At 62.6% G+C, this 25,335-nt stretch carries 22 protein-coding genes; 14 read left to right on the forward strand and 8 right to left on the reverse strand.

Features of this window, described 5'->3' with window-relative positions; genetic code table 11:
- Positions 1 to 7 precede the first annotated feature (7 nt).
- From M511_RS03460 to M511_RS03495, 8 genes are all read right to left on the reverse strand, one after another.
- A complete protein-coding gene (locus M511_RS03460; RefSeq protein ID WP_010393283.1) occupies positions 8 to 241 on the reverse strand; it encodes a cytochrome C oxidase subunit IV family protein in 234 nt (77 codons plus the stop codon).
- Positions 242 to 244: 3 nt separating this feature from the next.
- Positions 245 to 781, reverse strand: a complete 537-nt coding sequence (locus M511_RS03465; protein WP_010393287.1) for a cytochrome c oxidase subunit 3 — start codon at positions 779 to 781, stop codon at positions 245 to 247.
- Entirely contained in the window at positions 781 to 2,700 is a 1,920-nt protein-coding gene (locus M511_RS03470) for a nitric oxide reductase activation protein NorD (protein ID WP_085501366.1), read from the reverse strand. Before M511_RS03470 ends, M511_RS03465 begins: the two co-directional genes overlap by 1 nt.
- Positions 2,701 to 2,711: 11 nt before the next feature.
- Positions 2,712 to 3,524 carry a CbbQ/NirQ/NorQ/GpvN family protein gene (locus M511_RS03475; protein ID WP_010393291.1) on the reverse strand — a complete coding sequence of 271 codons (813 nt, stop codon included), beginning with the start codon at positions 3,522 to 3,524 and terminating at the stop codon, positions 2,712 to 2,714.
- 3 nt (positions 3,525 to 3,527) lie between these two features.
- Positions 3,528 to 4,916, reverse strand: coding sequence for a cbb3-type cytochrome c oxidase subunit I (locus M511_RS03480; protein ID WP_010393295.1), 1,389 nt, complete (start codon positions 4,914 to 4,916; stop codon positions 3,528 to 3,530).
- Between the two features lie 12 nt (positions 4,917 to 4,928).
- Positions 4,929 to 5,381: a c-type cytochrome gene (locus M511_RS03485; protein ID WP_010393297.1), complete on the reverse strand. Its 453-nt coding sequence runs from the start codon at positions 5,379 to 5,381 to the stop codon at positions 4,929 to 4,931.
- Between the two features lie 74 nt (positions 5,382 to 5,455).
- Positions 5,456 to 6,370, reverse strand: a complete 915-nt coding sequence (locus M511_RS03490) for an FAD:protein FMN transferase (protein ID WP_085501367.1) — start codon at positions 6,368 to 6,370, stop codon at positions 5,456 to 5,458.
- Positions 6,367 to 8,406, reverse strand: coding sequence for a NosR/NirI family protein (locus M511_RS03495; RefSeq protein ID WP_085501368.1), 2,040 nt, complete (start codon positions 8,404 to 8,406; stop codon positions 6,367 to 6,369). Before M511_RS03495 ends, M511_RS03490 begins: the two co-directional genes overlap by 4 nt.
- 133 nt (positions 8,407 to 8,539) lie before the next feature.
- On the opposite strand from M511_RS03495, the gene M511_RS03500 reads away from it, so the two are divergent.
- The 14 genes from M511_RS03500 to M511_RS03565 all read left to right on the forward strand — a co-directional run bounded on the left by M511_RS03500 (position 8,540) and on the right by M511_RS03565 (position 25,313).
- Complete coding sequence (locus tag M511_RS03500; protein ID WP_085501369.1) at positions 8,540 to 10,330, forward strand: nitrite reductase; 1,791 nt, start codon at positions 8,540 to 8,542, stop codon at positions 10,328 to 10,330.
- Between the two features lie 71 nt (positions 10,331 to 10,401).
- On the forward strand, positions 10,402 to 11,265 hold the full coding sequence (gene cobA / locus M511_RS03505) for a uroporphyrinogen-III C-methyltransferase (RefSeq protein ID WP_085501370.1): 864 nt from the start codon (positions 10,402 to 10,404) through the stop codon (positions 11,263 to 11,265).
- The gene (locus tag M511_RS03510; protein WP_085501371.1) at positions 11,258 to 11,569 is read left to right on the forward strand and encodes a c-type cytochrome; all 312 of its coding nucleotides are present in this window, start codon (positions 11,258 to 11,260) and stop codon (positions 11,567 to 11,569) included. The genes cobA and M511_RS03510 overlap by 8 nt, the downstream gene beginning before the upstream one ends.
- Positions 11,566 to 12,720, forward strand: coding sequence for a cytochrome D1 domain-containing protein (locus M511_RS03515; protein WP_085501372.1), 1,155 nt, complete (start codon positions 11,566 to 11,568; stop codon positions 12,718 to 12,720). Before M511_RS03510 ends, M511_RS03515 begins: the two co-directional genes overlap by 4 nt.
- A gap of 1 nt (position 12,721) precedes the next feature.
- Entirely contained in the window at positions 12,722 to 13,693 is a 972-nt protein-coding gene (ahbB, locus tag M511_RS03520; RefSeq protein WP_085501373.1) for a siroheme decarboxylase subunit beta, read from the forward strand.
- Positions 13,690 to 14,172, forward strand: coding sequence for an Lrp/AsnC family transcriptional regulator (locus M511_RS03525; RefSeq protein ID WP_085501374.1), 483 nt, complete (start codon positions 13,690 to 13,692; stop codon positions 14,170 to 14,172). Before ahbB (M511_RS03520) ends, M511_RS03525 begins: the two co-directional genes overlap by 4 nt.
- Positions 14,169 to 14,660, forward strand: coding sequence for a siroheme decarboxylase subunit beta (gene ahbB, locus M511_RS03530; protein WP_085501375.1), 492 nt, complete (start codon positions 14,169 to 14,171; stop codon positions 14,658 to 14,660). Before M511_RS03525 ends, ahbB (M511_RS03530) begins: the two co-directional genes overlap by 4 nt.
- Positions 14,661 to 14,663: 3 nt before the next feature.
- Positions 14,664 to 15,887, forward strand: coding sequence for a heme d1 biosynthesis radical SAM protein NirJ (gene nirJ, locus M511_RS03535; RefSeq protein WP_085501376.1), 1,224 nt, complete (start codon positions 14,664 to 14,666; stop codon positions 15,885 to 15,887).
- The gene (locus M511_RS03540; RefSeq protein WP_085501377.1) at positions 15,862 to 17,334 is read left to right on the forward strand and encodes a nitrite reductase; all 1,473 of its coding nucleotides are present in this window, start codon (positions 15,862 to 15,864) and stop codon (positions 17,332 to 17,334) included. Before nirJ ends, M511_RS03540 begins: the two co-directional genes overlap by 26 nt.
- Positions 17,291 to 17,578, forward strand: coding sequence for a hypothetical protein (locus M511_RS03545; RefSeq protein WP_085501378.1), 288 nt, complete (start codon positions 17,291 to 17,293; stop codon positions 17,576 to 17,578). Before M511_RS03540 ends, M511_RS03545 begins: the two co-directional genes overlap by 44 nt.
- A 175-nt stretch (positions 17,579 to 17,753) precedes the next feature.
- Positions 17,754 to 19,928 (forward strand): catalase/peroxidase HPI, encoded by a 2,175-nt coding sequence (gene katG / locus M511_RS03550; protein WP_010393319.1) that lies wholly within the window; start codon positions 17,754 to 17,756, stop codon positions 19,926 to 19,928.
- Positions 19,929 to 20,138: 210 nt separating this feature from the next.
- Positions 20,139 to 20,741: a hypothetical protein gene (locus tag M511_RS03555; protein ID WP_138918279.1), complete on the forward strand. Its 603-nt coding sequence runs from the start codon at positions 20,139 to 20,141 to the stop codon at positions 20,739 to 20,741.
- 71 nt (positions 20,742 to 20,812) lie between these two features.
- Positions 20,813 to 23,464, forward strand: coding sequence for a polysaccharide pyruvyl transferase family protein (locus M511_RS03560; RefSeq protein ID WP_085501379.1), 2,652 nt, complete (start codon positions 20,813 to 20,815; stop codon positions 23,462 to 23,464).
- Positions 23,465 to 23,504: 40 nt separating this feature from the next.
- Positions 23,505 to 25,313, forward strand: coding sequence for a glycosyltransferase family 2 protein (locus tag M511_RS03565; protein WP_010393325.1), 1,809 nt, complete (start codon positions 23,505 to 23,507; stop codon positions 25,311 to 25,313).
- The last annotated feature ends 22 nt before the right edge of the window (positions 25,314 to 25,335 follow it).

Below are 25,335 nucleotides of genomic sequence, written 5' to 3' on the forward strand. Positions count from 1 at the left end.
CGCAGGATCATAAGGCGTAAAGCCCCCAGATCAACACCAGCCAAAGCGCAAGAGGCAGGGTAAAGGCCGTCCTCCACTCCGGTGCGCGATCAAGGTGCAGAAAACCCGACATGATCGCGCGGGCCTTAAGGAAAGCCAGCGCCACCAGTCCTGCTGCCACCACAGCGCCCGAGCCAAAAGACAGGGCCGTGGTCGCCGCCGTCAGCGCCAGAAGGGTCAGCCAGATGCGATGCAGATCCATCCCCTACCCCAGCAGATAAACCGGCGGCAGGATCAGCACCCAGACAAGATCGACCATATGCCAAAAGGCCGCGCCGGCCTGCACCTCTTCGGCACGCAGGCGGATTGCGACCAGCGCCAGAACCCCGATCCCAAAGAGCACATGCGCAGCGTGAAAACCGGTGATGAGATAGTAAAAGGTAAAGAACGGGTGGGTTTCAAGGCCAAGGCCTGCGCGCAGGTCGGCGGCATATTCGGCGATCTTGACCGCAAGAAAGCCCACCCCGCCCAAGGCCGCCAGCGCCAGCGTCATACGCGCCCGCCTGCGGTCGCCACGCCGGCAGGCACGCTCGGCCAGGGCTGCGCAAAAGCCCGAGGTGACAAGGATCGCCGTATTGAGCGCCGCCATCCATCCATGCAGCTGCGACTGCGCGGCGGCAAAACCCGCGGGATCGGTCAGCCGCACCGCCGCCATCGCGGTAGCAGCCGCAGCAAAGACCAGCAGTTCCGAGGCGATCAGCACCCAGATCACCGGCTCTCCGGGAAGGTCCTGTATCCGCATCAGCGCACCAATTGCCGGTAGATCACCGGCAGCGCCGCCAGCAGCCGGTCTGGATGCGGGACAAGGGAAAAGCCCCCGGGCCCAAAGATACGTGGAAACCAGCTTTTCGCGTCGCGGTCGACGGTTATGCCATGAACCGCGTGTCCGGCGCGGCGGGCCTCACGCACGGCCATGGCGCTGTCTTCGATGCCGTGGCGGCCCTCATAGTGGTCAAGGTCGTTGGGCTTGCCGTCGGTGATGACCAGCAACAGCCTGCGACTACCCAACTGCCGCGCAAGCCCGGCCGAGGCATGGCGAATGCCCGCGCCCAGCCGGGTGTAAAAGCGTGGACGCAGCCCGGCGATGCGCTGCTCGACTGCGACGCCCATTGGTTCATCGAAATCCTTGCAGGTGCTCAGAAATACCCGGTCGCGTTTCAGCGACGAAAAGGCGTTGATCGCGAAACGGTCGCCGCAGGCGTCCAGCCCCCAGGCCAGCGCCGCCAGTGCCTCTCGCTCAACCTCGATCACGGCGCGCCCGGTCACCGCGCTTTCCGTCGAGCGCGAAACATCAAGCAGGATCGACACCGCCAGATTGCGAGCAAGCGGCCGGGACTGGCGCCAGATGCGGTCGCTGCCCTGTCCGGTGGCACGCAGATCGGCGGCGGCGCGGACGGTCAGCTCGGCATCCAGATCATCCCCATCGCGGTGGCCGGTGGTGGTAAGGCGTCCCGGGCGCAAAGCCTCGAACTGGCGGCGCACGGCGCGGATGCGCGACTGCGCGCGGGGGTCAGGCTGCGGGGCCTCGTCCTGTTCGGGCGCGCGGTTTTCCAGCACCCGCACATGGCTGGCCAGATAGCGCCCGCGCCGGGCGTCCCATTCGGGATAGGTATGAATGCCAGCGACTGCCTCAAGATCCGCATCCTCGGGCGCAAGATCGAGATGCAGCCGCAAACGCGTCGCCGGTGCCTTTGACACCTGGCCAAGGCCCAGTTCTTCCTGATCCTCGGCCGCCTTCTTCGCATCATCCTGGTCATCATCATCGACATGCCGGTTGAGATTCATCAGGTCGGCCCAGCTCAGCAGAGCCTCAAACTTGTGCAGGATCAGGCTGTCGCGGCGCTGGGGCTGATCGCTTTGCCGTCGGCGGGCGCGAAAGATGTGCCCGTTGGCCGGATCGGCGGTGATACCGTCAGGCGCATCGCCGGGGGCAGCGGCCTCGGCCGTCTCGGGCGGCGCCAGATCGGGCCAAAGCGGCACGGGACGCATCGGACGATAGCCACGTGGGACCCGCTGCGCCGTGGGATCGTCTAACACCGCCAGCCAGTCACGGGCCAGACCCGGCAAAGGCGCGGGGTCGCCAAGCAAATGACGTATCAAAGCCTCGACTGCGGCCTCGGCGGGCGGCAGGGGGGCGACGGGGCGCAGGGTCAGGACCAGCCGGGACAGATCAGCGTAAAGTCCGGCCAGACCCGGCGCGTCCCTTAGCGTGGCATCGACCGCGCGTCGGGCCGCACCAAGCCGCGCAAGATCGCGGCACAGCGGATCGTCATACGCAGGCGTCAGGTCAGCATGGGCCGCGCAGGCCGCAAGCCACAGATACAGCGCCCCGTTCGCCTGCCGCGACGGCAAGGCCGACAGGCGTTCGGGCAGGCGCAGGATTTCGCCGTCAAAACTGGCGTGCGGGACTGTTTCGGCCACTGTGCCAAGCCGCCGCAGCCAGCCGATACGATGCGCAGATGAACGGGCAGCGGCGGGCCGGATCTCAACCGAGGCGCCGCCGCCCAAAGCGCGAAACAGCACCGCAAGCCTGCCCGAAACCTCGGCCAGCGCCACCGCCTGATCATCGAACTCTTGCGGGGCGCCAAAGCCGCTGGCCCAGACGTGCCAAAGCTTGCCGACAGTTTCCTCGGGCTCCCATGGTTCAAGGTGCAGACCCATGCCGCGACCCCTTAGCCAAAGATGGCCGCGACCAGATCGCGCAGCCCGCGCCTGACCTCGGCCTCGTCGGTCAGGGGCTCGATCATCGCCGCCTCGATGGCGCGGTCCAGCGCCATGCCACCGGCGATCAGACTGGCGGCATAGACCACCAGCCGGGTCGAGACGCCTTCTTCGAGGTCCTGGCCCTTTAGCCCGCGGATCTTGCCCGCCAGCCGCACCAACCCCAGCGTGCGGTCAGGATCAAGGCCGCTTTCGCGGGTGACGATCTCGGCCTCGCGGGTGGGTTCGGGAAAGTCGAACTCCATCGCCACGAAACGTTGCCGGGTCGAGGGTTTCAGGGTCTTGAGGATATTCTGGTAGCCCGGGTTATATGACGCGACCAGCATGAAACCGGGCGCGGCCTCGATCTCTTCTCCGGTGCGGTCGATGGGCAGGATGCGACGGTCATCGGTCAGCGGATGCAGGACGACAGTGACATCCTTGCGCGCCTCGACCACCTCGTCGAGATAGCAGATCGCACCCTCGCGCACAGCGCGGGTCAGGGGACCGTCGGTCCAGACCGTCTCGCCACCTTTCAGCAGATAGCGCCCGATCAGATCGGCCGCCGACAGGTCGTCATGACAGGCGACCGTATAAAGCGGCCGCCCCAGCCTCGCCGCCATATGGGCGACGAAACGCGTCTTGCCACAGCCGGTCGGCCCTTTCAGCAACACCGGCAGATCACGGGCGGCGGCGGCCTCGAACACCGCGACCTCGTCGCCCTGCGGCAGGTAGAAGGGGACATCCGCCCCCTTCCCTTCTGCGGGTTTCACATGCGCATTCATGGCTTACCCGGCCGTTTCCATATGGCCGTCCCTGTGCGTCTGCACCGGACCGGCGGTCACAACCTCGCGCCGCGGGAAAAGCACAGCGTAGATAAAGAGCAGCGCCCCCAAGACCACTGCAACACCCGAGCCAAAGCGCATCCAGTAAAACAGCGCCAGCCCGTCCTGCACGTCCATGTAAAGGCCGCCCTCGACCCGCTGCAGATGGGTCTGCACCGTGCCTGCAAAAGTCAGCGTCACGGTCATGAACACCATCCCCGCCGACATCAGCCAGAACGAGGCCATGTTCAGCACCTGGTTATAGGGGTCGCGCCCTTTCAGCACCGGCATGGTGTAGCTGACCAGCGCGAGCACAAGGCAGACATAGGCGCCGTAAAAGGCCAGGTGACCATGCGCTGCGGTGATCTGCGTGCCATGGGTATAATAGTTCACCCCATGCAGCGTATGCAGAAAGCCCCAGACCCCGGCACCGAAAAACGCCAGCACGGTGCAACCAAGGCTCCAAAGCAGGGCTGCCTTGTTTGGGTGGTCCCGCCGGCCTTTCCAGACCATGACGAAGGCAAAGGACATCATGGCAAAGAAGGGCACGATCTCGAAGCTGGAAAAGATCGAGCCGATCCATTGCCAATAGGCTGGCAGGCCGATCCAGTAGTAATGGTGCCCGGTACCAAGAATGCCCGAAAACAGCGCCGTGGCGACGATGACATAGAGCCATTTTTCGACCACCTCGCGGTCAACGCCGGTCAGCTTGAGCATCAGAAAGGCAAGGATGGCGGCCATGATCAGCTCCCACACGCCCTCGACCCACAGGTGAATGACCCACCACCAGTACTGCTTGTCGAGCACGAGGTTCGCCGGGTTGTAAAAGGCAAACAGCCACAGAAGCACCAGCCCCCACAGCCCCATCAGCAGGACGTTGGTCACCGCCGTCCGCCGCCCCTTCAGCGCGGTGACGCTGACGTTATACATAAAGATCACCGCCGCGACGGCGATGCCCAGCTTGACCCATTTGGGCTGTTCAAGAAATTCGCGCCCCTCTTTGCCAAGCAGCCAGTGCCCGTGAAAGAGGTCGAAAAGATAGGTCACGACTACGCCCAGCGTGCCCAGGACAAGGATGCCCAGCTGGATCCAGGCAAGCAGGGGCGAATGCAGCTCGCGCTCTGCCTCTTCGGGCAGGATGTAATAGGTCGCCCCGAAAAACCCGAGCAGCAGCCAGACGACAAGGCTGTTGGTGTGCAGCATCCGCGCGATGTTAAAGGGCAAAAGCTCGGACAGGAAATTCGGGCTGACATAGATCCAGCCCATGATCAGGCCAATCGTGACCTGCACGGCAAACAGCGCCATGGCCACCAGAAAATACGCATAGGCGATGCGTTGCGATTGATATCTCATCGTTGTTCCCCCTCAGCCAGCGTCGTTCGGCGGCCAGTTCTGGGTGTTGATCGTGCCGGTCCACAGCAGGAAATCGGTCAGCGCCCGGTATTCCTCATCCGTCAGCTCGAACCGGGGCATCTGGCGGCGCCCCTCGATCCCCGAGGGCATGGATTCCATCCAGCCGCGCAGGGTCTCGACAGCGGCTTCGGGATCGTCCTGCACGCCCCAGCGCCGCATGACATTGCCAAGCTCGGGCGCGAAATAGGCACCTTCGCCCAGCAAAGTATGGCAGTCGATACAGGCGTTACGTTCCCACACGTGCTTGCCGAGAACGACCGAAGGCGTAAGCTGGGCCTCATCCACGGCCTTGGTGCGGGCGTAGATGTGGCTGTGTATGGTCAATGCGCCAAAGACCAGAAAAAAGAATATGGACCCGCCGTAGAAGACGTTCCGGGCCATGTTCTTGGTCATGATGTCGCTCATGACGCGGGTCCCCATCAGTTATTGTCAGATATTTCCTGACTGGACCCGGGGGACGAGTCGTTCATTGATGAAAGTCAAGCGTGGCAGGTGGCCGGCATTTTCCCCGAAAATTCCGCGTCCTGCGCGGGGACGGCAAGCTCGATCCGGCAGCCGGGCAGACGCCTCAGCGCCCCACAGGCAGCATCGGGCTGCATCAGGCACAGCGCGGTGGACAGCCCGTCCGCCATTGCCGCAGTCGCCGCGCTGACCGAGATCGTGTCCCACAACACCCCGCCCCCGCCCGGCGCAAGGATATGAGGCAACCCGCGCGGCCCGATCAGCGTGCCCGCAGGCGAAGAAGTCGCCACCGCCCGGTCGCACAGGCGAATGCGGCGATAGGCAGCCCCCGCCGTATCGGCCAAAGTCACCGGCCAGCGGCGCGTGCCAAGCGCCCGGATTTCGCCCGTGTCGATCAGCAGATCGGTCAGGTCGTGACGCACCGCCGCCCCGGCCAGCCGGTCGGCAGCCCAGCCCTGCGCCAACCCGTTAAAGGTCAGGGCCATGCCGGGGCGGGTCAGCCGCACCTCGGTCCGCGACCATCTGACCGCGTCCCATCCAACCAGCGTGCGGGCAGTCGTCTCATCCTCGCCCCGCGCCCGCACCACCCACAGGGGCTGCACAGTCGGGTCAAAAGCGCCCCCCGTCGCCTCATGCAGCCACCCGGAAAGCGTCAGCAGTTCGATCATCCCCGGCGCGGGAAAGCGCAACCGCCCGTCCCGGTTCAGCCGGGTCAGATCCGAATCGCGATGCAGCGAGAACAGGCTTTCGACATGGGCAAGAACCCGCGCCGCCTCGCCAAAAAAACTGCGCGCCTGCGTGGGGCTGGCATCCCGGAGCCGCAGCGTGACATCGGCCCCCATGGCGCGACCCCGCCATTCCTGGGGCGCAGCCCATGCCCGGGCGGGCAAGGCGGCGCAGGCGGTGACAAGCAGAAAGCGGCGGCGGTTCATGGCGCATCTCCGGGACTTGCAGCCGTTCGGGCGCGGCGTTTCAGCACAGGACAGGTGCCGGGGTCGTTCATCACCACCTGACAACGCAGGCACAGCACGCATTCATTGGGATTGATCCGCCCCAGCGGGTCGATGGCGCCGACGGTGCATTTCACCTCGCACAGCCGACATTCGCGCCCGCATTGCGGACGGCGGCGCAGCCAGTCAAAGATCTTGAGCTTGGCGGGAATCGCCAGTCCCGCCCCAAGCGGGCACAGATAGCGACAGTAAAAACGCTCGATGAACAGCCCGCCCGCCAGCACCGCCAACGCGAACAGCACAAAGGGCCATGCGCGCAGGAAACGCATCGAGATCACCGTCTTGAACGGTTCGGCCTCGGCAAGGATCAGCGCCTGCTCCATGCTGTAAAAACTCAGCGCGACGATGGCGACAAACAGCGTGTATTTGATCACCCACAGCCGTTCGTGCAGGGCCTGAGGCAAAGCAATCTGGCGCACCCCCAGCCTTTGCGCGACAGCATTCGTCAGCTCCTGCAGCGCGCCAAAAGGGCACAGCCAGCCGCAGAACACACCGCGGCCCCAGAAAAGCAACCCCAGCGCCACGGCGGACCAGATCAGAAAAATGATCGGCTCGATCAGAAACGTCTCCCACCGGAACCCGGACAGAAGCGCATTCAGAAAGGCCACCACCTGCACGACTGAAAGCTGGCCGTTCAGCCCCCAGCCAAGCACCAATAGCGTCACCGTCAGATAGCCCAGCCGCACCCGGCGCCACAAAAGGGGCCTGCGCACCAGCGCCTCTTGCCCGAAAAGGATCAGCGCCAGCACCAGCAGCATTGCGCCGACGATGGCGATGCCGGGCACCTTGTCCCGCCAGAACTCCTGCCACAGCGGCACGGCAGGTGGATCGGTCAGGATATAAGCCTCTGGCAGGCGAATCGTGGCGCGGACCGGTAGCACCGCCTCACCCCCCGCCGCCAAGGGCCGGGTTGCTGTCACGACCAGATCAAAGGGCTGACGCGGATCGATGCCCCCGGCAACGGGGTCGATGTTCAGCCGGAACAGGCTCATTTCCCTGAACTCGGGCGCGTCCGGCAAGGCCAGCTTTTCAATCATGGTGAAATCGCCGTCGCCGGGCCCGATACGCAGCGCGCCCTGCTCAAAGGCGATACGCTCAAACCGGCCCGAGCGGTGCCATTCAGTCCCACGTGGACTGTAAAGCCCGCGCGACAGCACCGCGACCAGTGCCTGACCGGGTTGCAGCGCGCCTGCGGCGGCGGTGAATTCGCGCGCACCCAGCAGGTTGCGACCCACGGTCGGCGGGTCGATCAGCCCGGCATAAAGATCCAGATAGGGCGCGTCCGACGGCTGGACCGGTACTTTGGCCCCGGCAAAGGCGCGCGCTGCATCGGCCATCGAGACAACGGCATGAGCCAACGCCCCCTCAGCCATCAGATCGGCCCATGTGGCGGGGCGGTAGGTAACGCGGTCGATCCCGCCCCCGCCGACCCCCTGAGCCTGCGCCAGTACCCGGGCGCTGCGCAAAATGCCGTCGCGGATCACCCCGGTCGAGACGGTGGCGCGCGAGATCACCTCGGGCAGCGCACTGTCCCAGCCCGGGGGCTGCGACAGGTCGACGCCCCGGAAGCCGTCCACATAGGCGGCGATATGCGCGTCCGAGATGCCAAGACTCAGCACAGGCTCGGTCTGGCGAACCAGCAGCGCACCGGCGATAATACCCTGTGGTGTGACTGCGACCAGCACATCCAGCGGCTTGCCGGAATAGCCAGTGGTTGCCGCGATTTCCCAGGTCGAGCCTATCATGCCCAGCGCCCGGCCCTCACGGCTGACGCCCCAGCCGGGCACCGGCGTTTCGCGGCGGTCCAGCACCACTGGCCCATCCGCCCCGAAAAGTGCCTGCGCCTGCACCGCATCGGGGGCGGCAGGCGGCGCGGCCCACATGGGCAGGCTCAGCAAGATCAGTGCGATCAGTGCCAAAAACAGGCGGCAAGGGGCGAAAGGATGGTGTCCGGGCATAAAGGTCCGCGTCCCAGGTCTTTGCCCGCTGATCGCCGAAATGCCGCACCCCGGCCTTAACATAGATCAAAGCCGCTGGCGCGAAATCCGCTCAGGAACAGCGTGAACGCGCGCCAGCAAATAGGAAAGCCAGATGAGACAAAGGACTTTCTTCGCCAGACCCGGCCTGATGGCCTCGGCAGCCCTGGCCCTTGTCCTTGGGCCGCTTGCGGTCTCTGCGCAAGAGCAGGCCCCGCCGGCCAAAGACCCTGCCGCCGCACTTGAGGATCACAAGACCAAGACAGACAACCGCTACGAGCCCTCGCTCGACAATCTCGCACAGCAAGAGGTAGCCGCCCCCGGCGCGCCCGAGGGCATCCCGGCGTTGAGCGAGGCGCAGTATAACGAGGCCAACAAGATCTATTTCGAACGCTGCGCCGGCTGCCACGGCGTGCTGCGCAAGGGCGCGACCGGCAAGGCGCTGACCCCCGACCTGACGCGTGAGCTGGGCTTTGACTATCTGCAAAGCTTTATCACCTATGGCTCCCCGGCGGGGATGCCGAACTGGGGCACCTCGGGCCAGCTTTCGCCCGAACAGGTCGACCTGATGGCGAATTACCTGCTGCTGGACCCCGCTGCTCCGCCGGAATTCGGCATGAAAGAGATGCGCGAAACCTGGAAAGTCCACGTTCCCCCGGAACAGCGCCCGACCAAGCAGGAAAACGACTGGGATCTTGAGAACCTCTTTAGCGTCACACTGCGGGACGCAGGCCAGATCGCGCTGATCGACGGCGCAAGCTATGAGATCAAGTCGATACTCGACACCGGCTATGCGGTCCATATCAGCCGCATGTCCGCCTCGGGCCGTTATCTGTTCGTCATCGGCCGCGACGGCAAGGTCAACATGATCGACCTGTGGATGAAAGAACCGACCACCGTGGCCGAGATCAAGATCGGGTCGGAAGCGCGCTCGATCGAGACCTCGAAGATGGAGGGCTGGGAGGACAAATACGCCATCGCCGGGGCCTACTGGCCGCCGCAATATGTCATCATGGACGGCGAAACGCTGGAGCCGATGAAGATTCAGTCCACGCGCGGCATGATCTATGACGAGCAGGAATACCACCCCGAGCCGCGCGTTGCCGCGATCCTGGCCAGCCATTACCGGCCCGAGTTCATCGTTAACGTCAAGGAAACGGGCAAGATCCTGCTGGTCGATTACACCGACCTCAGGAACCTCAAGACCACCGAGATCGAGGCCGAACGTTTCCTGCATGACGGTGGGTTGGACGGCTCGCACCGTTACTTCATCACCGCCGCCAATGCCCGCAACAAGCTGGTGGTGATCGACACCAAGGAAGGCAAGCTCGTCTCGATCGAGGATACCGGCGGCCAGACCCCGCACCCGGGGCGTGGCGCGAACTTTGTCCACCCGACCTTTGGCCCAGTCTGGGCGACCTCGCATATGGGCGACGATTCGGTGGCGCTGATCGGCACCGATCCCGAGGGCCATCCCGACAACGCGTGGAAGATCCTCGACAGCTTCCCGGCGTTGGGGGGCGGGTCACTGTTCATCAAGACGCATCCGAAATCGCAGCACCTTTATGTAGACGCGCCGCTGAACCCCGAGGCCGAAATCTCGGGCTCGGTCGCGGTGTTTGACACCAAGGCGCTGACGGGCGACGGCTCGGACCCCGAATTCACGACGCTGCCCATCGCCGAATGGGCGGGCATCACCGAGGGCCAGCCTCGCGTCGTTCAGGGTGAGTTCAACAAGGACGGTACCGAAATCTGGTTCAGCGTCTGGAACAGCAAGGACCAGGAATCGGCGCTTGTCGTCGTGGACGACCAGACGCTGGAGCTTAAGCACGTCATCAAGGACAAGCGGCTGATAACCCCGACCGGCAAGTTCAACGTCTATAACACCATGACCGACACCTATTGATCAGCACGGTTGCAACCACAGGCAGGGGCGTTCGCGCCCCTGCCCCGGCAGCATTTCAATGGGGTTCGGACATGGCCGGCAAGACGGTGACGAATGGGGCCGCGCGTTGCGGCCTGAACGGCGCGGCGCTGGACAGGCCGCAACAGGGCAAGACGGGCATGGGCCGCGTCGATCTGATCGGTGCGGGCCCGGGCGATCCCGAGCTGCTGACACTGCGGGCACTGCGGCTTTTGCAGCAGGCGGACGTGGTGGTCCATGACCGGCTGGTCTCGGCCGAGGTGATGGCCTGCGTTCCGGCCCATGTCCGCCGCATCCCCGTGGGCAAGGCGGCAGGGTTTCACCCTGTTCCGCAAGAACAGATCAACGCCCTGCTTGTCGAGCTGGCACGCTCGGGCCTGACCGTGGCGCGGCTCAAGGGCGGAGATCCGACGATCTTTGGCCGTGGTGGCGAAGAGTTTGAGGCCGTGACCCGCGCGGGCATCCCCTGCGACTATATACCCGGCATCACCGCGGCACAGGGTGCGGCGGCCTCGGCCCGGTTTCCGCTGACACATCGCGGACTTGCGACCGGGCTGCGCCATGTCACCGGCCACCGGGCACGGGATGCGGCGCTGGATCTGGACTGGGCGTCTCTTGCCGATCCGCAGACCACGCTTGCCGTCTATATGGGCGCGGCGAACGTGGCCGAGATAGCGCGGGAACTGATCCGCCACGGCATGCCCTCCGACCTGCCGGTGCTTGCCGTTTCGCAAGCCAGCACCCCGCAGGAAAAGCGGCTGCTTGCGACATTGCAGGATATCGCTGCGGCACTGGCACGCAAGCCGCTGCCCACCCCGGTCCTGTTCATCATCGGCCATGTCGCAGCCATGGCGGATGACTGCGACCTGCCCCATGAATCCTACCGTCCGGAATGGCGGCTGGTGGCGCATGGCTAGGCTGGCGCTCATGCCCATGCTTCTGGCCGGGGCGGCAATGGCAGCCCCGCCCGATGCTACGCGGCAGGACGAATTGCGCCATCTGGTGCGGCAGGATTGCGGCTCGTGCCACGGGCTGCGCCGTACCGGCGGCCTTGGCCGCCCTATCACACCCGAGGCACTGGCAGAGCGCGAACCCGGAGATCTGGCCGAGGTCATCCTGGACGGCCTGCCCGGCACCGCGATGCCCGGCTGGCGCCCCCTGCTGACCGAGGATGAGGCGCGCTGGATCGCCGATTACCTGATGAAGACGGAGACGGAATGATGCTTAAGGCTGTTCTTGCCGCCCTCATGCTTACCATCACCCCGGCCCAGGCCGATGAGCTACGCGGCACTGGCGATCTGGGGCTGATCGTCGAGCGTGAAACAGGCTCGCTGCTGGTGGTGGACCGCAGCGAACGCGCCGCACTTGGCCGGATCGAGGGGCTTGGCGATCTGTCCCATGCCAGCCTCGTCTATTCCCCGGACGAACGTTTCGCCTATGTCTTTGGCCGCGACGGCGGGTTGACCAAGGTCGATATCCTGACCCGTCAGGTGGTCCGGCGCGTGGTGCAGGCCGGCAATTCGATCGGGGGCGCCATCTCGGACGATGGGCAGCTGATCGCTGTGGCGAATTACGAACCGGGGGGCGTGCGGGTCTTTGACGCCGAAACGCTGGAACTGGTTGCCGATGTGCCGATGGGGTCGAAAACCGTGGGCATCGCGGACGCACCCGGTTCGCGCTTTATCGTTGCCACCTGGGACACGGGCGAAGTCTGGATCATCGACCACTCGCACAGCCCGGCACAGCCCGGAATCACCCGGCTCAAGGGTATCGGCGCCAACCCCTATGACGCGCTGCTGACCAGCGACGGGCGGCGCTATATCGTCGGGCTTTTCGGCGAAAAGGGGCTGACGCAGATCGACCTGTGGCAGGATCCGCCCGAGGTTACACGCTTTCTGCCCGATTACGGCCGCGACCAGCCCGATATGCCGGTCTACAAGATGCCGCATCTTCAGGGCTGGACGCTGGCCGATGGCGTCTTTGCCCTGCCCGCCGTCGGGCTGCACCAGCTGCTATGGGTTGATGCCGACAACCTGACCGAGATTGCCCGCACCGAACTTGCCGGTCAGCCGGTCTTTGCACTTGCCCGCCCCGACAGGCGCGAGGTCTGGGTGAATTTCGCCCCGCCGGACAATGACAAGCTGCAGGTCGTCAACACCCTGACCCATGAGGTTCTGGATACCCTGACCCCCGGCAAGGGTGTGCTGCACATGGAGTTCGCCCCGCGCGGGCGTGAGGTCTGGCTGTCGGTCCGCGACGAGAACCGGGTCGAAATCCGCGACACCCGCAGCCGCGAGGTTCTGGGCGAAATCGAGGCTCGTGCGCCTTCGGGGATCTTCTTTACCGACCGCGCACACAGGACGGGGCTTTGACATGGAAGATCTGGATCTGCGCATGCTCGACGGCTTTCAGCGCGACCTGCCGCTGGTGCCCCGTCCCTTTGCCGCCATGGCCCGCCGGCTCGACACAAGCGAGGCCGGGGTGATCGCACGCCTCACCCGCCTGCAGGCCGAAGGTATCGTCTCGCGCGTAGGCGCCACCTGCCGGCCGAACACCGCCGCCGCCTCGACGCTGGCCGCGCTGCAAGTACCCGCGCGGCGGATTGAAGAGGTCGCGGCAATGGTCGGGACAGAGCCCGGCGTCAACCATTCATACCTTCGCGAGGACGACTGGAACCTGTGGTTCGTCGCCACCGCCCCGGATGCCGAGGCGCTGGCGGCGAGCCTTGCGCGGATCGAGACCGCGACCGGCCTTTCCGTCCTGTCCCTGCCGCTGGTGCGCGCCTTCAACATCGACCTTGGCTTCCCCCTGACCGGCGCGCGCCGGGCGATGGCGCTGGACCGGCCTGCCGATCTGGAGGCGCTGCGCCCACGCGACAAGCCGCTGATGCAGGCGCTGTCCTCGGGTCTGGCGCTGATACCGCGCCCCTTCGTCGCGCTGGGGCAGGCCCTGCATCGCAGCGAGGCCGAGATCATCTCGCGCATCCGCGCCCTGGCCGAAGCGCGCCTGCTGACCCGGGTCGGCGTGATCGTCAAGCACCGCGCCCTTGGCTGGACGCAGAATGCCATGGTCGTCTGGCGCCTGCCCGACACCGCGGTCGAGGCCGCAGGCACCGCTTTGGCGGGGGTGCCGGGCGTTACGCTGTGCTATCAGCGGCAATCGGTGCCGGGACGCTGGAGCTGGCCGCTCTTTTGCATGATACACGCGCGTTCCCGTGCCGAGGCGATGGAGGTGCTGGCCCAAGCCCGCGCCCTGCCCGCACTGACGAATGTCCCGCATCGCATCCTGTTCTCGACCCGTTGCTTTCGCCAGCGCGGGGCCACCATCACCGGGATCGCCGCATGAAGAACCTTCGACGCCACAGCCTGCCACCCGAGGCATTGGACACGGCTGACCGCGCCATTCTCAACACGCTGCAAGAGGGTTTTCCCCTGACGCCCCGCCCCTTTGACGACGCAGGCGCGACGCTGGGGCTGACCGGCGCCCAGCTGATTACACGGCTGCAACGGCTGCGCGAGATCGGTGCGATTACCCGCTTTGGCCCGTTTTTCGATGCAGAGGCGATGGGCGGGGCATTCTGCCTTTGTGCGCTTTCGGTGCCGGAGCCGGATTTCGACCGCATCGCCGCGCTGGTGAACGCCCACGCCGAGGTCGCCCATAACTACGCCCGCGACCATGCACTGAACATGTGGTTCGTGCTTGCCACCCCTACACCCGAAGGCATCGCCAGGACCGCCCACAGGATCGAGGCCGAGACCGGGTTGACCGTATGGCAGTTCCCAAAGCTGCGCGAATTTTTCATCGGCTTTCGGGTGACGGCATGACAAGGCTGGACGATACCGACCGCCGCCTGATCGCGGCTACTCAGGCCGGGCTGCCTCTGGTTCAGGCTCCCTATGCCTGCATAGCCGCCGATCTGGGCTTGACCGAGGCGCAGGTCATCGACCGGCTTTCCCAACTGCAAGCGCGCGGGGTGATCCGCCGCATCGCCCTGGCCCCCAATCATTACGCGCTGGGGATGACCGCGAACGGCATGAGCGTCTGGGACGTCGAGGATAAAGTGGCCGGAACCTTAGGCGAAATGATCGGAGCGCTTGATTTCGTCAGCCATTGCTATCTGCGCCCGCGTGCACCGGTCTGGCGCTACAACCTTTTTGCCATGCTGCACGGGAAAAACCGCACCGAGGTCGAGGACAAGCGCACCCGGATCCGCGCCCTGCTCGGCCCCGCCTGTCTGGCCGACGACATCCTTTACTCCACCCGCATTCTGAAGAAAACCGGCCTGCGTCTTCGGGACGGCCAAGAAAGGTAAACCATGTTCCGCCTGACCGAATATATGCGCGAGCTTGTGTCCCCCTCACCCCCGCGTCGCCGGACACGGCCGGGCACGGTCCGTCCGGTGGTGATCTGGAACCTGACGCGCAGCTGCAACCTCAAATGCCGCCATTGCTATACAGTTTCGGCCGACCGGCCCTTTCCCGGCGAGCTGACGCATGACGAGGCGATCTTGGTCCTGCGCGATCTGTCGGATTTTCGTGTCCCGGCCCTGATCCTGTCCGGGGGCGAGCCGATGGCGCGCTTTGACTTTTGGGAACTGGCCAAAGAGGCGCGGCGGCTGGACTTTCGCCACCTTGCTCTTTCGACCAATGGCACAAGGATCGACGCCGGAAATGTCGCGCGGCTGGCCGATCTGCGCTTTGACTATGTCGGTATCTCGCTTGACGGAATCGGGACCGTGAACGACTGGTTCCGCGGCGTCGAGGGCGCCTTTGATCAGGCGCTTGCCGGGGTGCGGGCCTGTAAGGCACAGGGGATCAAGGTCGGCCTGCGTTTTACCATCACCGAGAGCAACGCCCATCACCTGCCCGCCATGCTGGACCTGTGCCGGGATGAGGGCGTGGACAAGTTCTACCTGTCGCATCTGGTCTATGCCGGACGCGGAGACAAGCACCGGGGCGAGGACACCGCCCATACCCGCACCCGCCACGCGATGGACCTGCTGATCGACCGCGCATGGAAGGCGGCCGAGAAGGGCGAGCCGCTGGAGATCGTAACCGGCAATAACGACACCGACGCCGTCTATTTCCTGCGTTGGGCCGAGACCCGCTTTCCGGCCCAGACCATCGCCCACCTGCGCAAGCATCTTGAGGCATGGGGGGGCAATTCCTCGGGTCTTGGCGTCGGCAATATCGACCCGCAGGGCAAGGTCCACCCTGATACCTATTGGTCGGATTACACGCTGGGTTCGGTCAAAGAGCGGCCCTTTTCAGAAATCTGGACCGGCGACGATCCCATGCTGGCAACACTGCGAACCCGTCCGCGCCCGTTAAAGGGCCGCTGCGGCGCCTGCGCCTATCAGGCGGTCTGTGGCGGCAACACCCGCATCCGCGCGCTGCAACTGACCGGCGATCCATGGGCCGAGGATCCGGCCTGTTATCTTTCCGCAGCCGAGATTGGCGCAGAGGGTGCCGATCTTGACCGTCTTGCCGTGACACCTTTCCGGGGAAAAAGCCATGATCCGGCCCATCGTTTTTTCTAGTCTGCTGGCTGCCCTGCCACTGACCATGCTTGCATCTGCGGCAGCACAGGCCGATGCCGCCGCAGACTATGCCGAACATTGCGCCGCCTGCCATGGCGAGGACCGGCTGGGCGGCACCGGCCCCGCGCTGATCCCCGAAACGCTGGGTCGGGTGCGGGGCATTGATCAGGTGATCGCTCAGGGTCGCGTTTCGACCCAGATGGAGGGCTTTTCCGACCGTCTCTCGCCCCAGGCGATCGCGGCGCTGGTCGAATATGTGACCGCCCCACTTGGCCATCGCCCGGACTGGGACGCTGCCCGGATCGCCGACAGCCGCGAGATGAACCCCGATTACCAGCCCGCCGACAGTCCGGTTTTCGCCGCCGATCCGCTGAATATCACGCTGGTCGTCGAAACCGGGGACCATCATGTCAGCGTGCTTGATGGCGACAGTTTCGAGGTGCTGGACCGTTTTGCCACCCCCTTTGCCGTCCATGGCGGGCCAAAGTTCAGCCCTGACGGGCGTTTTGTGTACATCATGTCGCGCGATGGCTGGGTGCAGAAATACGATATCTGGTCGCTGTCCGAGGTCGGCCGCATCCGCGCCGCCCTGAACAGCCGCAACATTGCGATCAGTCCGGACGGTCAGCGTATTGCGGTGGCGAACTATCTGCCGGAAAGCCTGACCATTCTTGATGCGGACCTGAACCCCGTCGGCCTGATTGAAACGCGGGTCAAGGACAGGCCCAGCCGGGTCAGCGCCGTCTATCAGGCCCCGCAGCGCCACAGCTTTGTTCTGGCGCTGAAGGATGCGCCCGAAATCTGGGAGGTCGGGACCACCGACCTGGCAATCCGCCGCATCCCGATCAATGAGCCGCTGGACGACTTCTTCTTTTCGCCGGACTACCGCCAGCTGATCGGCGCCAACCGCGACGGCGACAAGGGCGTGGTGATCGACCTCGACGACGGGCACAAGGTTGCGGAACTGCCTCTGCCGGGCATGCCGCATCTTGGCTCGGGCATCACATGGCAGCGCGACGGCCGCCGGGTCATGGCGACCCCTCATCTGGGCGAGGGCGTCATCTCGGTCATCGACATGCAGGACTGGAGCCTTGTCGGGCAGATAAAGACCGCGGGTCCGGGCTTTTTCCTGCGCGGTCATGCCTCCAGCCCCTATGTCTGGGCGGATGTGTTCTTTGGCCCGCACAAGGATCAGATGCATGTCATCGACAAAGAAACGCTGGAAATCGTCAGGACACTGGCCCCCTTTCCCGGCCGGACCTTCGCCCATAGCGAATTCACCCGCGACGGCAGCCATGTGCTGGTCTCGCTGTGGGAGGATGAGGGCGCGGTCGTCGTCTATGACGCGAAAACGCTGCAAGAGGTGAAACGGCTGCCGATGCGCAAGCCTTCGGGGAAATACAATGTCTGGAACAAGATCACATTCGAGGACGGTACCAGTCACTGACGGCTGGCCGGCATGGAAACTGGCGCTGCTGTTTTACCCATTCGCGGCGGCGGCGGTCTGGATCAACCTTTTCATGCTGTCGTTGCTGGCAAGCTGGACTGGCCTGCCTGTACTGCCGCCCGCCCGCGCGATGGCAGCGGCGGCGGTGCTGGGTATGCCCGTCGCCTATGCCGCAGGGCGCTGGATCCGCGGTCTGATGGACAAGGCGCAGGGCCCTGAATCCCGCCCGGATAATAACCATTGATTATCTTGAATATCAAAATTAATAAATTCCAATAATTTAACTCTCCCGCTATACAAGTCTCAGCAGACTGCTAAGAGTTATCGGAGCCATCCGTTGCGGTCCCCTGAATGGGCGCAATCCGCATCCGGTCACGCTGCCTCGCCCAGCGACGCAGCCCAGCAAAAGGAGAGCCAACATGGACGGGAACAATATCGCCAGTTCGGGAAAATGCCCGGTGATGCACGGCGCGAATACCGCGCTCGGCACTTCGGTCATGGACTGGTGGCCGAACGCGCTGAACCTGGACATCCTGCATCAGCACGACAGCAAGACCAACCCGCTCAGGGGGTTCAACTACCGCGAAGCGGTCAAGACGCTGGACGTCGAGGCGCTGAAGGCTGATCTGCGTGCACTGATCAATACCAGCCAGGACTGGTGGCCGGCCGACTGGGGCAGCTATGTCGGCATGTTCGTCCGTACCGCCTGGCACGCCGCCGGATCCTATCGCGTCGGCGACGGCCGGGGCGGCGCCAATACCGGCAACCAGCGTTTCGCGCCGCTGAACTCGTGGCCTGACAACGTCAACACCGACAAGGGCCGCCGCCTGCTGTGGCCGATTAAAAAGAAATACGGCAACAAGATTTCCTGGGCCGACCTGATCGTGCTTGCCGGCACCGTCGCCTATGAGGCCGCCGGCCTTAGGACCTATGGCTTTGCCTTTGGGCGTGAGGACATCTGGCACCCCGAAAAGGACACCTATTGGGGTGACGAAAAGGAATGGCTTGCCCCCAGCGACGGCCGCTATGACGATGTGAGCAAGGCCGAGACGCTGTCGAACCCGCTGGCCGCTGTGCAGATGGGCCTGATTTACGTCAACCCCGAAGGGGTGAACGGCAAATCGGACCCGCAGGCGACCGCGAACCAGATGCGCGAAACCTTTGCCCGCATGGGCATGAACGACGAGGAAACCGTGGCGCTGACTGCGGGCGGCCACACCGTCGGCAAATGCCACGGCAATGGCAGCGCCGCTGATCTGAGCGCCGACCCCGAGGCCGCATCGCCCGAGTTTCAGGGCCTTGGCTGGATCAACACCAAAGGCCGCGGCGTGGGGCGCAATACCGTTGTTTCCGGCCTTGAAGGTGCGTGGACGACCAAGCCGACCGAATGGGACAACGGCTTCTTCCGGATGCTGTTCAACCATGAATGGACACTGACGCACAGCCCTGCGGGTGCCTCGCAATGGGTGCCGATCTCGATCGCCGAAGAGGACAAGCCCGTGGACGTCGAGGACCCCTCGATCCGGGTAATGCCGATGATGACCGACGCCGATATGGCGCTGAAGGTCGATCCGATCTATCGCGAAATCTCGTTGCGCTTCATGAACGACTTTGAGGCCTTCAGCGATGCTTTTGCCCGCGCATGGTTCAAGCTGACCCACCGCGATATGGGCCCGCGCAGCCGCTATATCGGCCCCGATGTGCCGTCCGAGGATCTGATCTGGCAAGACCCGATCCCCGCCGGGACCAGCAACTACGACGTCGCCGGTCTCAAGGCACGCATCGCCGCCAGCGGGCTGAGCGTGGCAGAACTGGTCTCGACCGCATGGGACAGCGCCCGGACCTATCGTGGCTCGGACATGCGCGGCGGGGCCAACGGTGCCCGTATCCGCCTTGCCCCGCAAAAGGACTGGATCGGCAACGAGCCCGGGCGCCTGCAAAAGGTCCTGTCGGTGCTTGAGCCTCTGGCAGCCGAGTTCGGCGCCAGTGTCGCCGACACCATCGTCCTGGCCGGCAATGTCGGGATCGAACAGGCCGCCAAGGCCGCCGGTTTCGATATCGAGGTCCCCTTTGCCCCCGGCCGTGGCGACGCCACGCAAGAGATGACGGATGTCGAATCCTTTGCGGTGCTTGAGCCGATCCACGACGGCTATCGCAACTGGCTCAAGGCCGACTATTCGGTCAGCCCCGAAGAGCTGATGCTGGACCGCACCCAGCTTTTGGGTCTGACCGCGCCCGAGATGGTGGTGCTGGTCGGCGGTATGCGGGTTCTGGGCACTAACCACGGCGGCACCAGGCACGGCGTGTTCACCAGCCGCGAGGGGGCGTTGACGAATGACTTCTTCGCCAACCTCACCGATATGGCGAACACCTGGGTACCGGCCGATAACGGGACCTATGAGATCCGCGACCGCAAGACCGGCGCGGTGAAATGGACCGCAACGCGGCTTGACCTGGTCTTTGGCTCGAACTCGATCCTGCGTTCCTACGCCGAGGTCTATGCCCAGGACGACAACGCCGAGAAGTTCGTAAACGACTTCGTCGCCGCCTGGGTCAAGGTGATGAACGCCGACCGCTTCGACCTGCGGGCCTGATCATAGCCGGGACCGTGGGTCCCGGATCGCCAGAACAAGAACCGCCCGGAGGCCTGTCACCTCCGGGCGGTTTCGTATCTGGCTCAAGGCGCAGGGCGCAACGCTCCGAACGCACAAATTTGCCAAACCAATCATCCCGCCTTGGCTCAGTAACGAGCCGGAACAAGACGGACAACAGCATCTGGCGCCAGGAAAAGCGGCATCCGGCGCATGGCGTCACAACACGGATTGCCGGACGGTGGCGTTGATGGTATTCAGCGCAACGCAACTGGTTCTGAGAGGTTCTGCCCAGCCAGTATTGAATATTCGGGGTTCTTGCCGCGCACACGTAGCTTGCGCACAGGGTCGCATAAAACTGATGCTGATACGTTACATAGTTCTTTGCGACAGACAAGCCGGAAAAAGAGCTTTGAACAGCAGAAATACGGCCAGATCGGCATCATGATCAGCATGGATAGTATCGTTCCCCGGAAAAGCGATTGTACAGATATCCGCTATCAGACCGATCGCAGAACCCTAAGAAAACAGCCGCCAGAAACCCTAAACGCCATCATCGCCAGTAAGCATCCAACCCACCAGGAAACCAATGCTCAGGTTTTCGTTAGCGCCATCATTTGCAAGAACCACAATGGCCACGCCCGGCAATCAAATCATGAAGATGATGGCATAGCATACCGCCCCCCTGAACTGGCCGAGACAGATCGGAAAGTAACGAGCCGGAAATCTCTGATACGCTACGTGGAATCGCCCCCATTCCGCTCAGACGCTGGTGAGATTTTGAAACAGCACAACACTTTCAACGCTGAATCTTAAGCCAAGAACGAAAACACGGACTGCGCCAAGGTGTGCGCGATATCCGGCCACGAGAATGAGGACGTACTGAAATGGACAATCAGGCCAACGAAAAATACGACGTAGCTATTATCGGGGTCGGCGTCGGAGCTAACTACGGCTCGGTTCTAACCTATTACAGCCTTTATCAAACGGTTCAGTCGTTTGGAAACAAGGTCCTTATGGTGTCAAAGATCGGCGCCAGCGCGGATGACCCAGAGATTCAGAATACACATGCGATCAAGTTCGCAAGAAAGCATTATAATCTCAGCAAAATTTACAGTCAGACGACCGTTCATGAACTTAACCGGATCGCCAATACTTTTGTAATCGGTTCGGATCAGGTCTGGAACTACGGGATCTCGCAGCATTTCGGCAAAGCCTTTTATCTGGACTTTACCGAGGATTCCAAACGCCGGATCTCTTATGCGGCGTCCTTTGGCCACTCAAAAGATTTCTCGCCGCCTGATGAAGTCCCCGTCATCTCCGAGTTGATGCGCCGCTTCCACGCGATCTCGGTCCGCGAAGATTCCGGCGTAAAAATCGCACGCGACATCTATCAGGTGCCGGCCAAGCAGGTGGCCGAGCCGATCTTCCTGCTTGATACCCAGCGCTATCTTGATCTGGCGGCCCAATCGACACGAGATGTGTCAGGGCCCTATCTGCTGGCTTATATTCTGGACCCGACGCCTGAGAAAAAGGCGGCGATCGAGCATGTTGCAAAAGAAAAGAACCTGAAAATCAGGATCATTCTTGACGCATGGCCGCACCTGTTTGAAAAAAACAAGCAGAGCATGGGTATCGAGGGCGCGGTCGAGGAGGGCATCGACACCTACGATTTCCTCAAACTTTATGCCAACAGCTCGTATGTTCTGACCGACTCGTTCCACGGCACGGCCTTCGCACTGAAGTTTGGTAAACCCTTTGCCTCGATTGGCAACAAGCGTCGCGGTGTGGCTCGTTTCCATTCACTGTTTGGAATTGTGGGCCATAAGGAACGTTTCACGCTGGATGCAAACGACATCCTGACCAGAAGCGCCGATTTCCTGGCTCCGCTCGACTATACTCCCATTCACGCAGCTCTTGACGCACATGTCAAAGAATCGAAGCTGTGGCTGAAATCGGCACTTAAGACGCCGATCCGGAACACGATTGCCGCAGTAGAGAAAAAGAAACTTTCTCCGTCCCTGGGTGCACGCCTGCGCAATGGCAAGCTGGAGCGGGCGCTGAGAAAATCTGCCGAACTTATCAAGTTCCAGATGAGCAAGCAGAAGTTCAGCCTGAGGGCGCCGCAATTCACCGCCAATAGCGACGCATGGACAGTTACCCACACTGGTCAGGCCACGCAGTTGAAGGCTGTATCTCCAGTCCGGGGCAATCTGGTATGGACCGACCTGCCCGAGCCGCTGAAGGAAGATTCCGCATATGAACTGACGATTGACTGGACAGTGCGCACAGCATCCGACCTCGTCAATGTTCACATCCGCAACCCGCAAACCGGAAAGTTCCGCGTTATTGGTGCCGTAGCACCAAAAAAGAAAACGAACGTGCCGCGCACCGACAAACTGAGCTTCGTCGTGCCTACCTCAGGCTTTTCTCAGATCATGTTCGGGGCAGTTCATTTCATCGGCGTAAATGCCGGAGCCGATATTACCGGGATATCTCTGCGCTCGATCCCCAAAGAGGCTGTTGTGCCGAATGCGGCGCCTGTCGCACCGTCCAAACGCAAGAAGGACGCGGCAACGGTCGTGCGAGAGCTGGGCGAACACGATATCAACCGCTTTATCAACTTCTATGCACAGCACCGCATCTCCCGCAATGTCGAGAATGCGCGTTCCCTGCTGATGTTCTATAGCCACGGTTTTGAAAAGGGGCTGAGCCGGTCCGAAAGCTTCCGCCCCGGCTTTGGCAAGGACTACATGCTGCCGCTGGCCGAAGAGATGAATAAGTGGATCAAAGCGGGCCGTGATCCAAAAGATTCCTTCTTCCAGATCGCTGCATCGGTCATGCACAACTATTTCGAGCGGCATCGTGAGATCGGCTTTGACGTATCTCACTTCTGGAAGCTGTTCCACGCGCCTGTCCAGGAGGCGATTCAGAAAGCGGACAAAGGTACCGGCGGGGTCCAGGCCGCCCATCTGACCCGAGAAGCCGAGGTCGACAGGTTCCAGAATCGCAGTTTTGTAGATGTCGTCTTTTCGCGGCGCAGCGTCCGTGAATTCACATCGGATCCTGTCCGCAACGAGGATATCGAGCGCGCCATTCGGATTGCGCAGCAGGCGCCATCAGTCTGTAACCGCCAACCGGTCCGGGTCCATCAGTTCACCAACCCCGATGCCATCAAGGCCGCGCTTGAGCTGCAAGGCGGCTTCCGGGGCTACAAAACCCCGCCAAAGCTGCTGCTTATCACAAGCGATCTGTCAGCCTTTGTCGGCGCGGTTGAAAGGAACCAGGCCTTTATCGATGGCGGCCTCTTTATGATGCTGCTGTTGCTTGGGCTCGAACAGATGGGTCTGGGGGGCTGCAGCCTTAACACCGCCATGAACGCCGAGCGGGAAAAAGCGATCCGGAACATTCTGAACATCCCTGAGAACGAAGTCTTTATCTCCTTCGTCGCCGTTGGGCATTACGACCCGGCAGTCCTGACGCCGCGTTCGAAGCGCATACCGGTCCAGGAAGTACTGGCATCGCACGAAAAGGCCTGACTGTGGGCCCCGGAGAGCAACTGTGGAAAGAGCTTCGCCAATGAACAGCATGCCGAAAGAGGCGTTGGGACGTCCCAGCCTGAGCAAAGGACAGTATCCGATTCAGTCCGCAATCTGGCCTGAGCATGGAATATCTACGGAAGTGCCTACCTATGTGCACCTGTCCGGTCCTGCAGGTATTTCGCTGAAACAGGGTGGCATCCACTTTGCTCCCGGAGGAAGGGCGTCCACCGACTGCTATTACAACCTCTTCAACCTTGGCAAATGGCGTGCTCTGTGCGGAGATCTACCCATCTCGCTATGGCTGCTGGGCAAAGGTCAATTCCAGCTGACCGTCTGGCTGGCGGCGCAGGACAAGTCGTGGAATCAGCTCTACAGCGAGGCAGTTTCCATCAACGGCAGCCTGTCACTGCCGCTTGACCTGACGGGGTTTGATGATCCTTGCATCGTTCTGTTTTTCGAACTGGTTGCGCTTGGTGATGGGGAATTGCAGGACTTTGCCTGGACCACCTCGGCCCCGCCGCGCCAGTATCCCGAGCTGATGCTCTCTGTTACCACCTTCCGGCGCGAAGAGGCGGTAACCTCGACCATCGAACGCTTTGCCCGTTTCCGCGAAGCCTCGGAGCTGCGCGACCATATCCGGATGAATATCGTCGATAACGGCCGCTCGATCCCGGAAAGCTCGGTTGCGGGCATTACGGTCATCCCGAACGAGAATCTGGGCGGCGCCGGTGGGTTTGCCCGCGGCTTGCTTGAGGCTCGCAAGGCAGGTGCCACCCACTGCTTGTTCATGGACGATGATGCCTCGATCCATATGGAGGCAATCACCCGGACCTGGTGGTTCCTCGCCTATAGTACCGACCCACGGACCGCAGTTGCGGGCGCAATGATCAATGCCGATCACCGCTGGCAGATATGGGAAAACGGCGCGATCTTTGATCGGGGCTGCAAACCGCAATATTTTGGTCTTGATGCCAGATCTACAGGCGACGTTTTCAAGATGGAGTTTGAAACCACGTTTCCTGCTCCACGCGGGTTCTACGCGGGCTGGTGGTTCTTTGCCTTCCCCGTCGATCAGGCGACGCACATGCCATTCCCCTTCTTCGTACGGGGGGATGACGTCAGCTTTGCGCTTGCCAATGATTTTAGGATCGTCACCCTGCCGGGTGTCGCTTCCATTCAGGAAGGCTTTACCGACAAGGCATCACCGATGACCTGGTATCTCGACATGCGCAGTCATCTGGCCCACCACCTGAGCCTGCCTTCAAAGCATGTCAGCTGGTTCAAATTGCAGCGCATGTTTTTCAGCTTTTACCTGCGTACAATCGTGCGGTTCCATTATGAAAGCCTGGCTGCCGTCAATCTTGCGATCGAGGACGTGTTGAAGGGGCCGCAGTTCTTTTCGGATAACGCGGACATGACCCAACGCCGAAAAGTGTTGCAGGAGATGACTAAATCCGAAGCGTGGAAATCTGTCGAGATCCCCCCGCAACCACGGAACGGCCGCTGCTCGCGCCCACTTCGTGCATTGCTGTTGCTGACACTCAACGGACACCTTCTGCCTTTTGCCAATACGCTGGGCAGCCGTTTGGTCATGTCAGCCGCAAATCGTGACAACTTCCGCGAGATGTATGGCGCAAAGGAAATCACTTTTCTGAACACGCAGAGAACGAAAAACTACACCGTGCAGCGCGACAGAAAGGCTTTTTGGCGTGAAAGCGTACGAATGATCCGCAACAGCCTGAAGGTGCGGTCAAGCTATGCAAAGCTCCGCGCTGATTGGCAGGGAAAATACGACACCTATACCTCTGAAGATTTTTGGCAGGAAAAGCTGATCAAGGATTCCTGACTGTCCTGCCTGTTGAACGGCA

Origin of the sequence: Paracoccus sp. J56, assembly GCF_019633685.1 — a bacterium.
Taxonomy (GTDB): Bacteria; Pseudomonadota; Alphaproteobacteria; order Rhodobacterales; family Rhodobacteraceae; genus Paracoccus; species Paracoccus kondratievae.

What these genes read in the sequence shown, in the direction of transcription:
- M511_RS03475 (WP_010393291.1), bottom strand. Translation starts at nt 3,524, where the DNA reads ATGAATGCGCATGTGAAACCCGCAGAAGGGAAGGGGGCGGATGTCCCC.
- M511_RS03485 (WP_010393297.1), bottom strand. Translation starts at nt 5,381, where the DNA reads ATGAGCGACATCATGACCAAGAACATGGCCCGGAACGTCTTCTACGGC.
- M511_RS03525 (WP_085501374.1), top strand. Translation starts at nt 13,690, where the DNA reads ATGAAGAACCTTCGACGCCACAGCCTGCCACCCGAGGCATTGGACACG.
- M511_RS03480 (WP_010393295.1), bottom strand. Translation starts at nt 4,916, where the DNA reads ATGAGATATCAATCGCAACGCATCGCCTATGCGTATTTTCTGGTGGCC.
- M511_RS03560 (WP_085501379.1), top strand. Translation starts at nt 20,813, where the DNA reads ATGGACAATCAGGCCAACGAAAAATACGACGTAGCTATTATCGGGGTC.
- M511_RS03500 (WP_085501369.1), top strand. Translation starts at nt 8,540, where the DNA reads ATGAGACAAAGGACTTTCTTCGCCAGACCCGGCCTGATGGCCTCGGCA.
- nirJ (WP_085501376.1), top strand. Translation starts at nt 14,664, where the DNA reads ATGTTCCGCCTGACCGAATATATGCGCGAGCTTGTGTCCCCCTCACCC.
- M511_RS03465 (WP_010393287.1), bottom strand. Translation starts at nt 781, where the DNA reads ATGCGGATACAGGACCTTCCCGGAGAGCCGGTGATCTGGGTGCTGATC.
- M511_RS03555 (WP_138918279.1), top strand. Translation starts at nt 20,139, where the DNA reads ATGGCGTCACAACACGGATTGCCGGACGGTGGCGTTGATGGTATTCAG.
- M511_RS03540 (WP_085501377.1), top strand. Translation starts at nt 15,862, where the DNA reads ATGATCCGGCCCATCGTTTTTTCTAGTCTGCTGGCTGCCCTGCCACTG.
- cobA (WP_085501370.1), top strand. Translation starts at nt 10,402, where the DNA reads ATGGCCGGCAAGACGGTGACGAATGGGGCCGCGCGTTGCGGCCTGAAC.
- M511_RS03515 (WP_085501372.1), top strand. Translation starts at nt 11,566, where the DNA reads ATGATGCTTAAGGCTGTTCTTGCCGCCCTCATGCTTACCATCACCCCG.
- M511_RS03490 (WP_085501367.1), bottom strand. Translation starts at nt 6,370, where the DNA reads ATGAACCGCCGCCGCTTTCTGCTTGTCACCGCCTGCGCCGCCTTGCCC.
- katG (WP_010393319.1), top strand. Translation starts at nt 17,754, where the DNA reads ATGGACGGGAACAATATCGCCAGTTCGGGAAAATGCCCGGTGATGCAC.
- ahbB (WP_085501373.1), top strand. Translation starts at nt 12,722, where the DNA reads ATGGAAGATCTGGATCTGCGCATGCTCGACGGCTTTCAGCGCGACCTG.
- M511_RS03495 (WP_085501368.1), bottom strand. Translation starts at nt 8,406, where the DNA reads ATGCCCGGACACCATCCTTTCGCCCCTTGCCGCCTGTTTTTGGCACTG.
- M511_RS03470 (WP_085501366.1), bottom strand. Translation starts at nt 2,700, where the DNA reads ATGGGTCTGCACCTTGAACCATGGGAGCCCGAGGAAACTGTCGGCAAG.
- M511_RS03510 (WP_085501371.1), top strand. Translation starts at nt 11,258, where the DNA reads ATGGCTAGGCTGGCGCTCATGCCCATGCTTCTGGCCGGGGCGGCAATG.
- M511_RS03565 (WP_010393325.1), top strand. Translation starts at nt 23,505, where the DNA reads ATGAACAGCATGCCGAAAGAGGCGTTGGGACGTCCCAGCCTGAGCAAA.
- M511_RS03545 (WP_085501378.1), top strand. Translation starts at nt 17,291, where the DNA reads ATGTCTGGAACAAGATCACATTCGAGGACGGTACCAGTCACTGACGGC.
- M511_RS03460 (WP_010393283.1), bottom strand. Translation starts at nt 241, where the DNA reads ATGGATCTGCATCGCATCTGGCTGACCCTTCTGGCGCTGACGGCGGCG.
- ahbB (WP_085501375.1), top strand. Translation starts at nt 14,169, where the DNA reads ATGACAAGGCTGGACGATACCGACCGCCGCCTGATCGCGGCTACTCAG.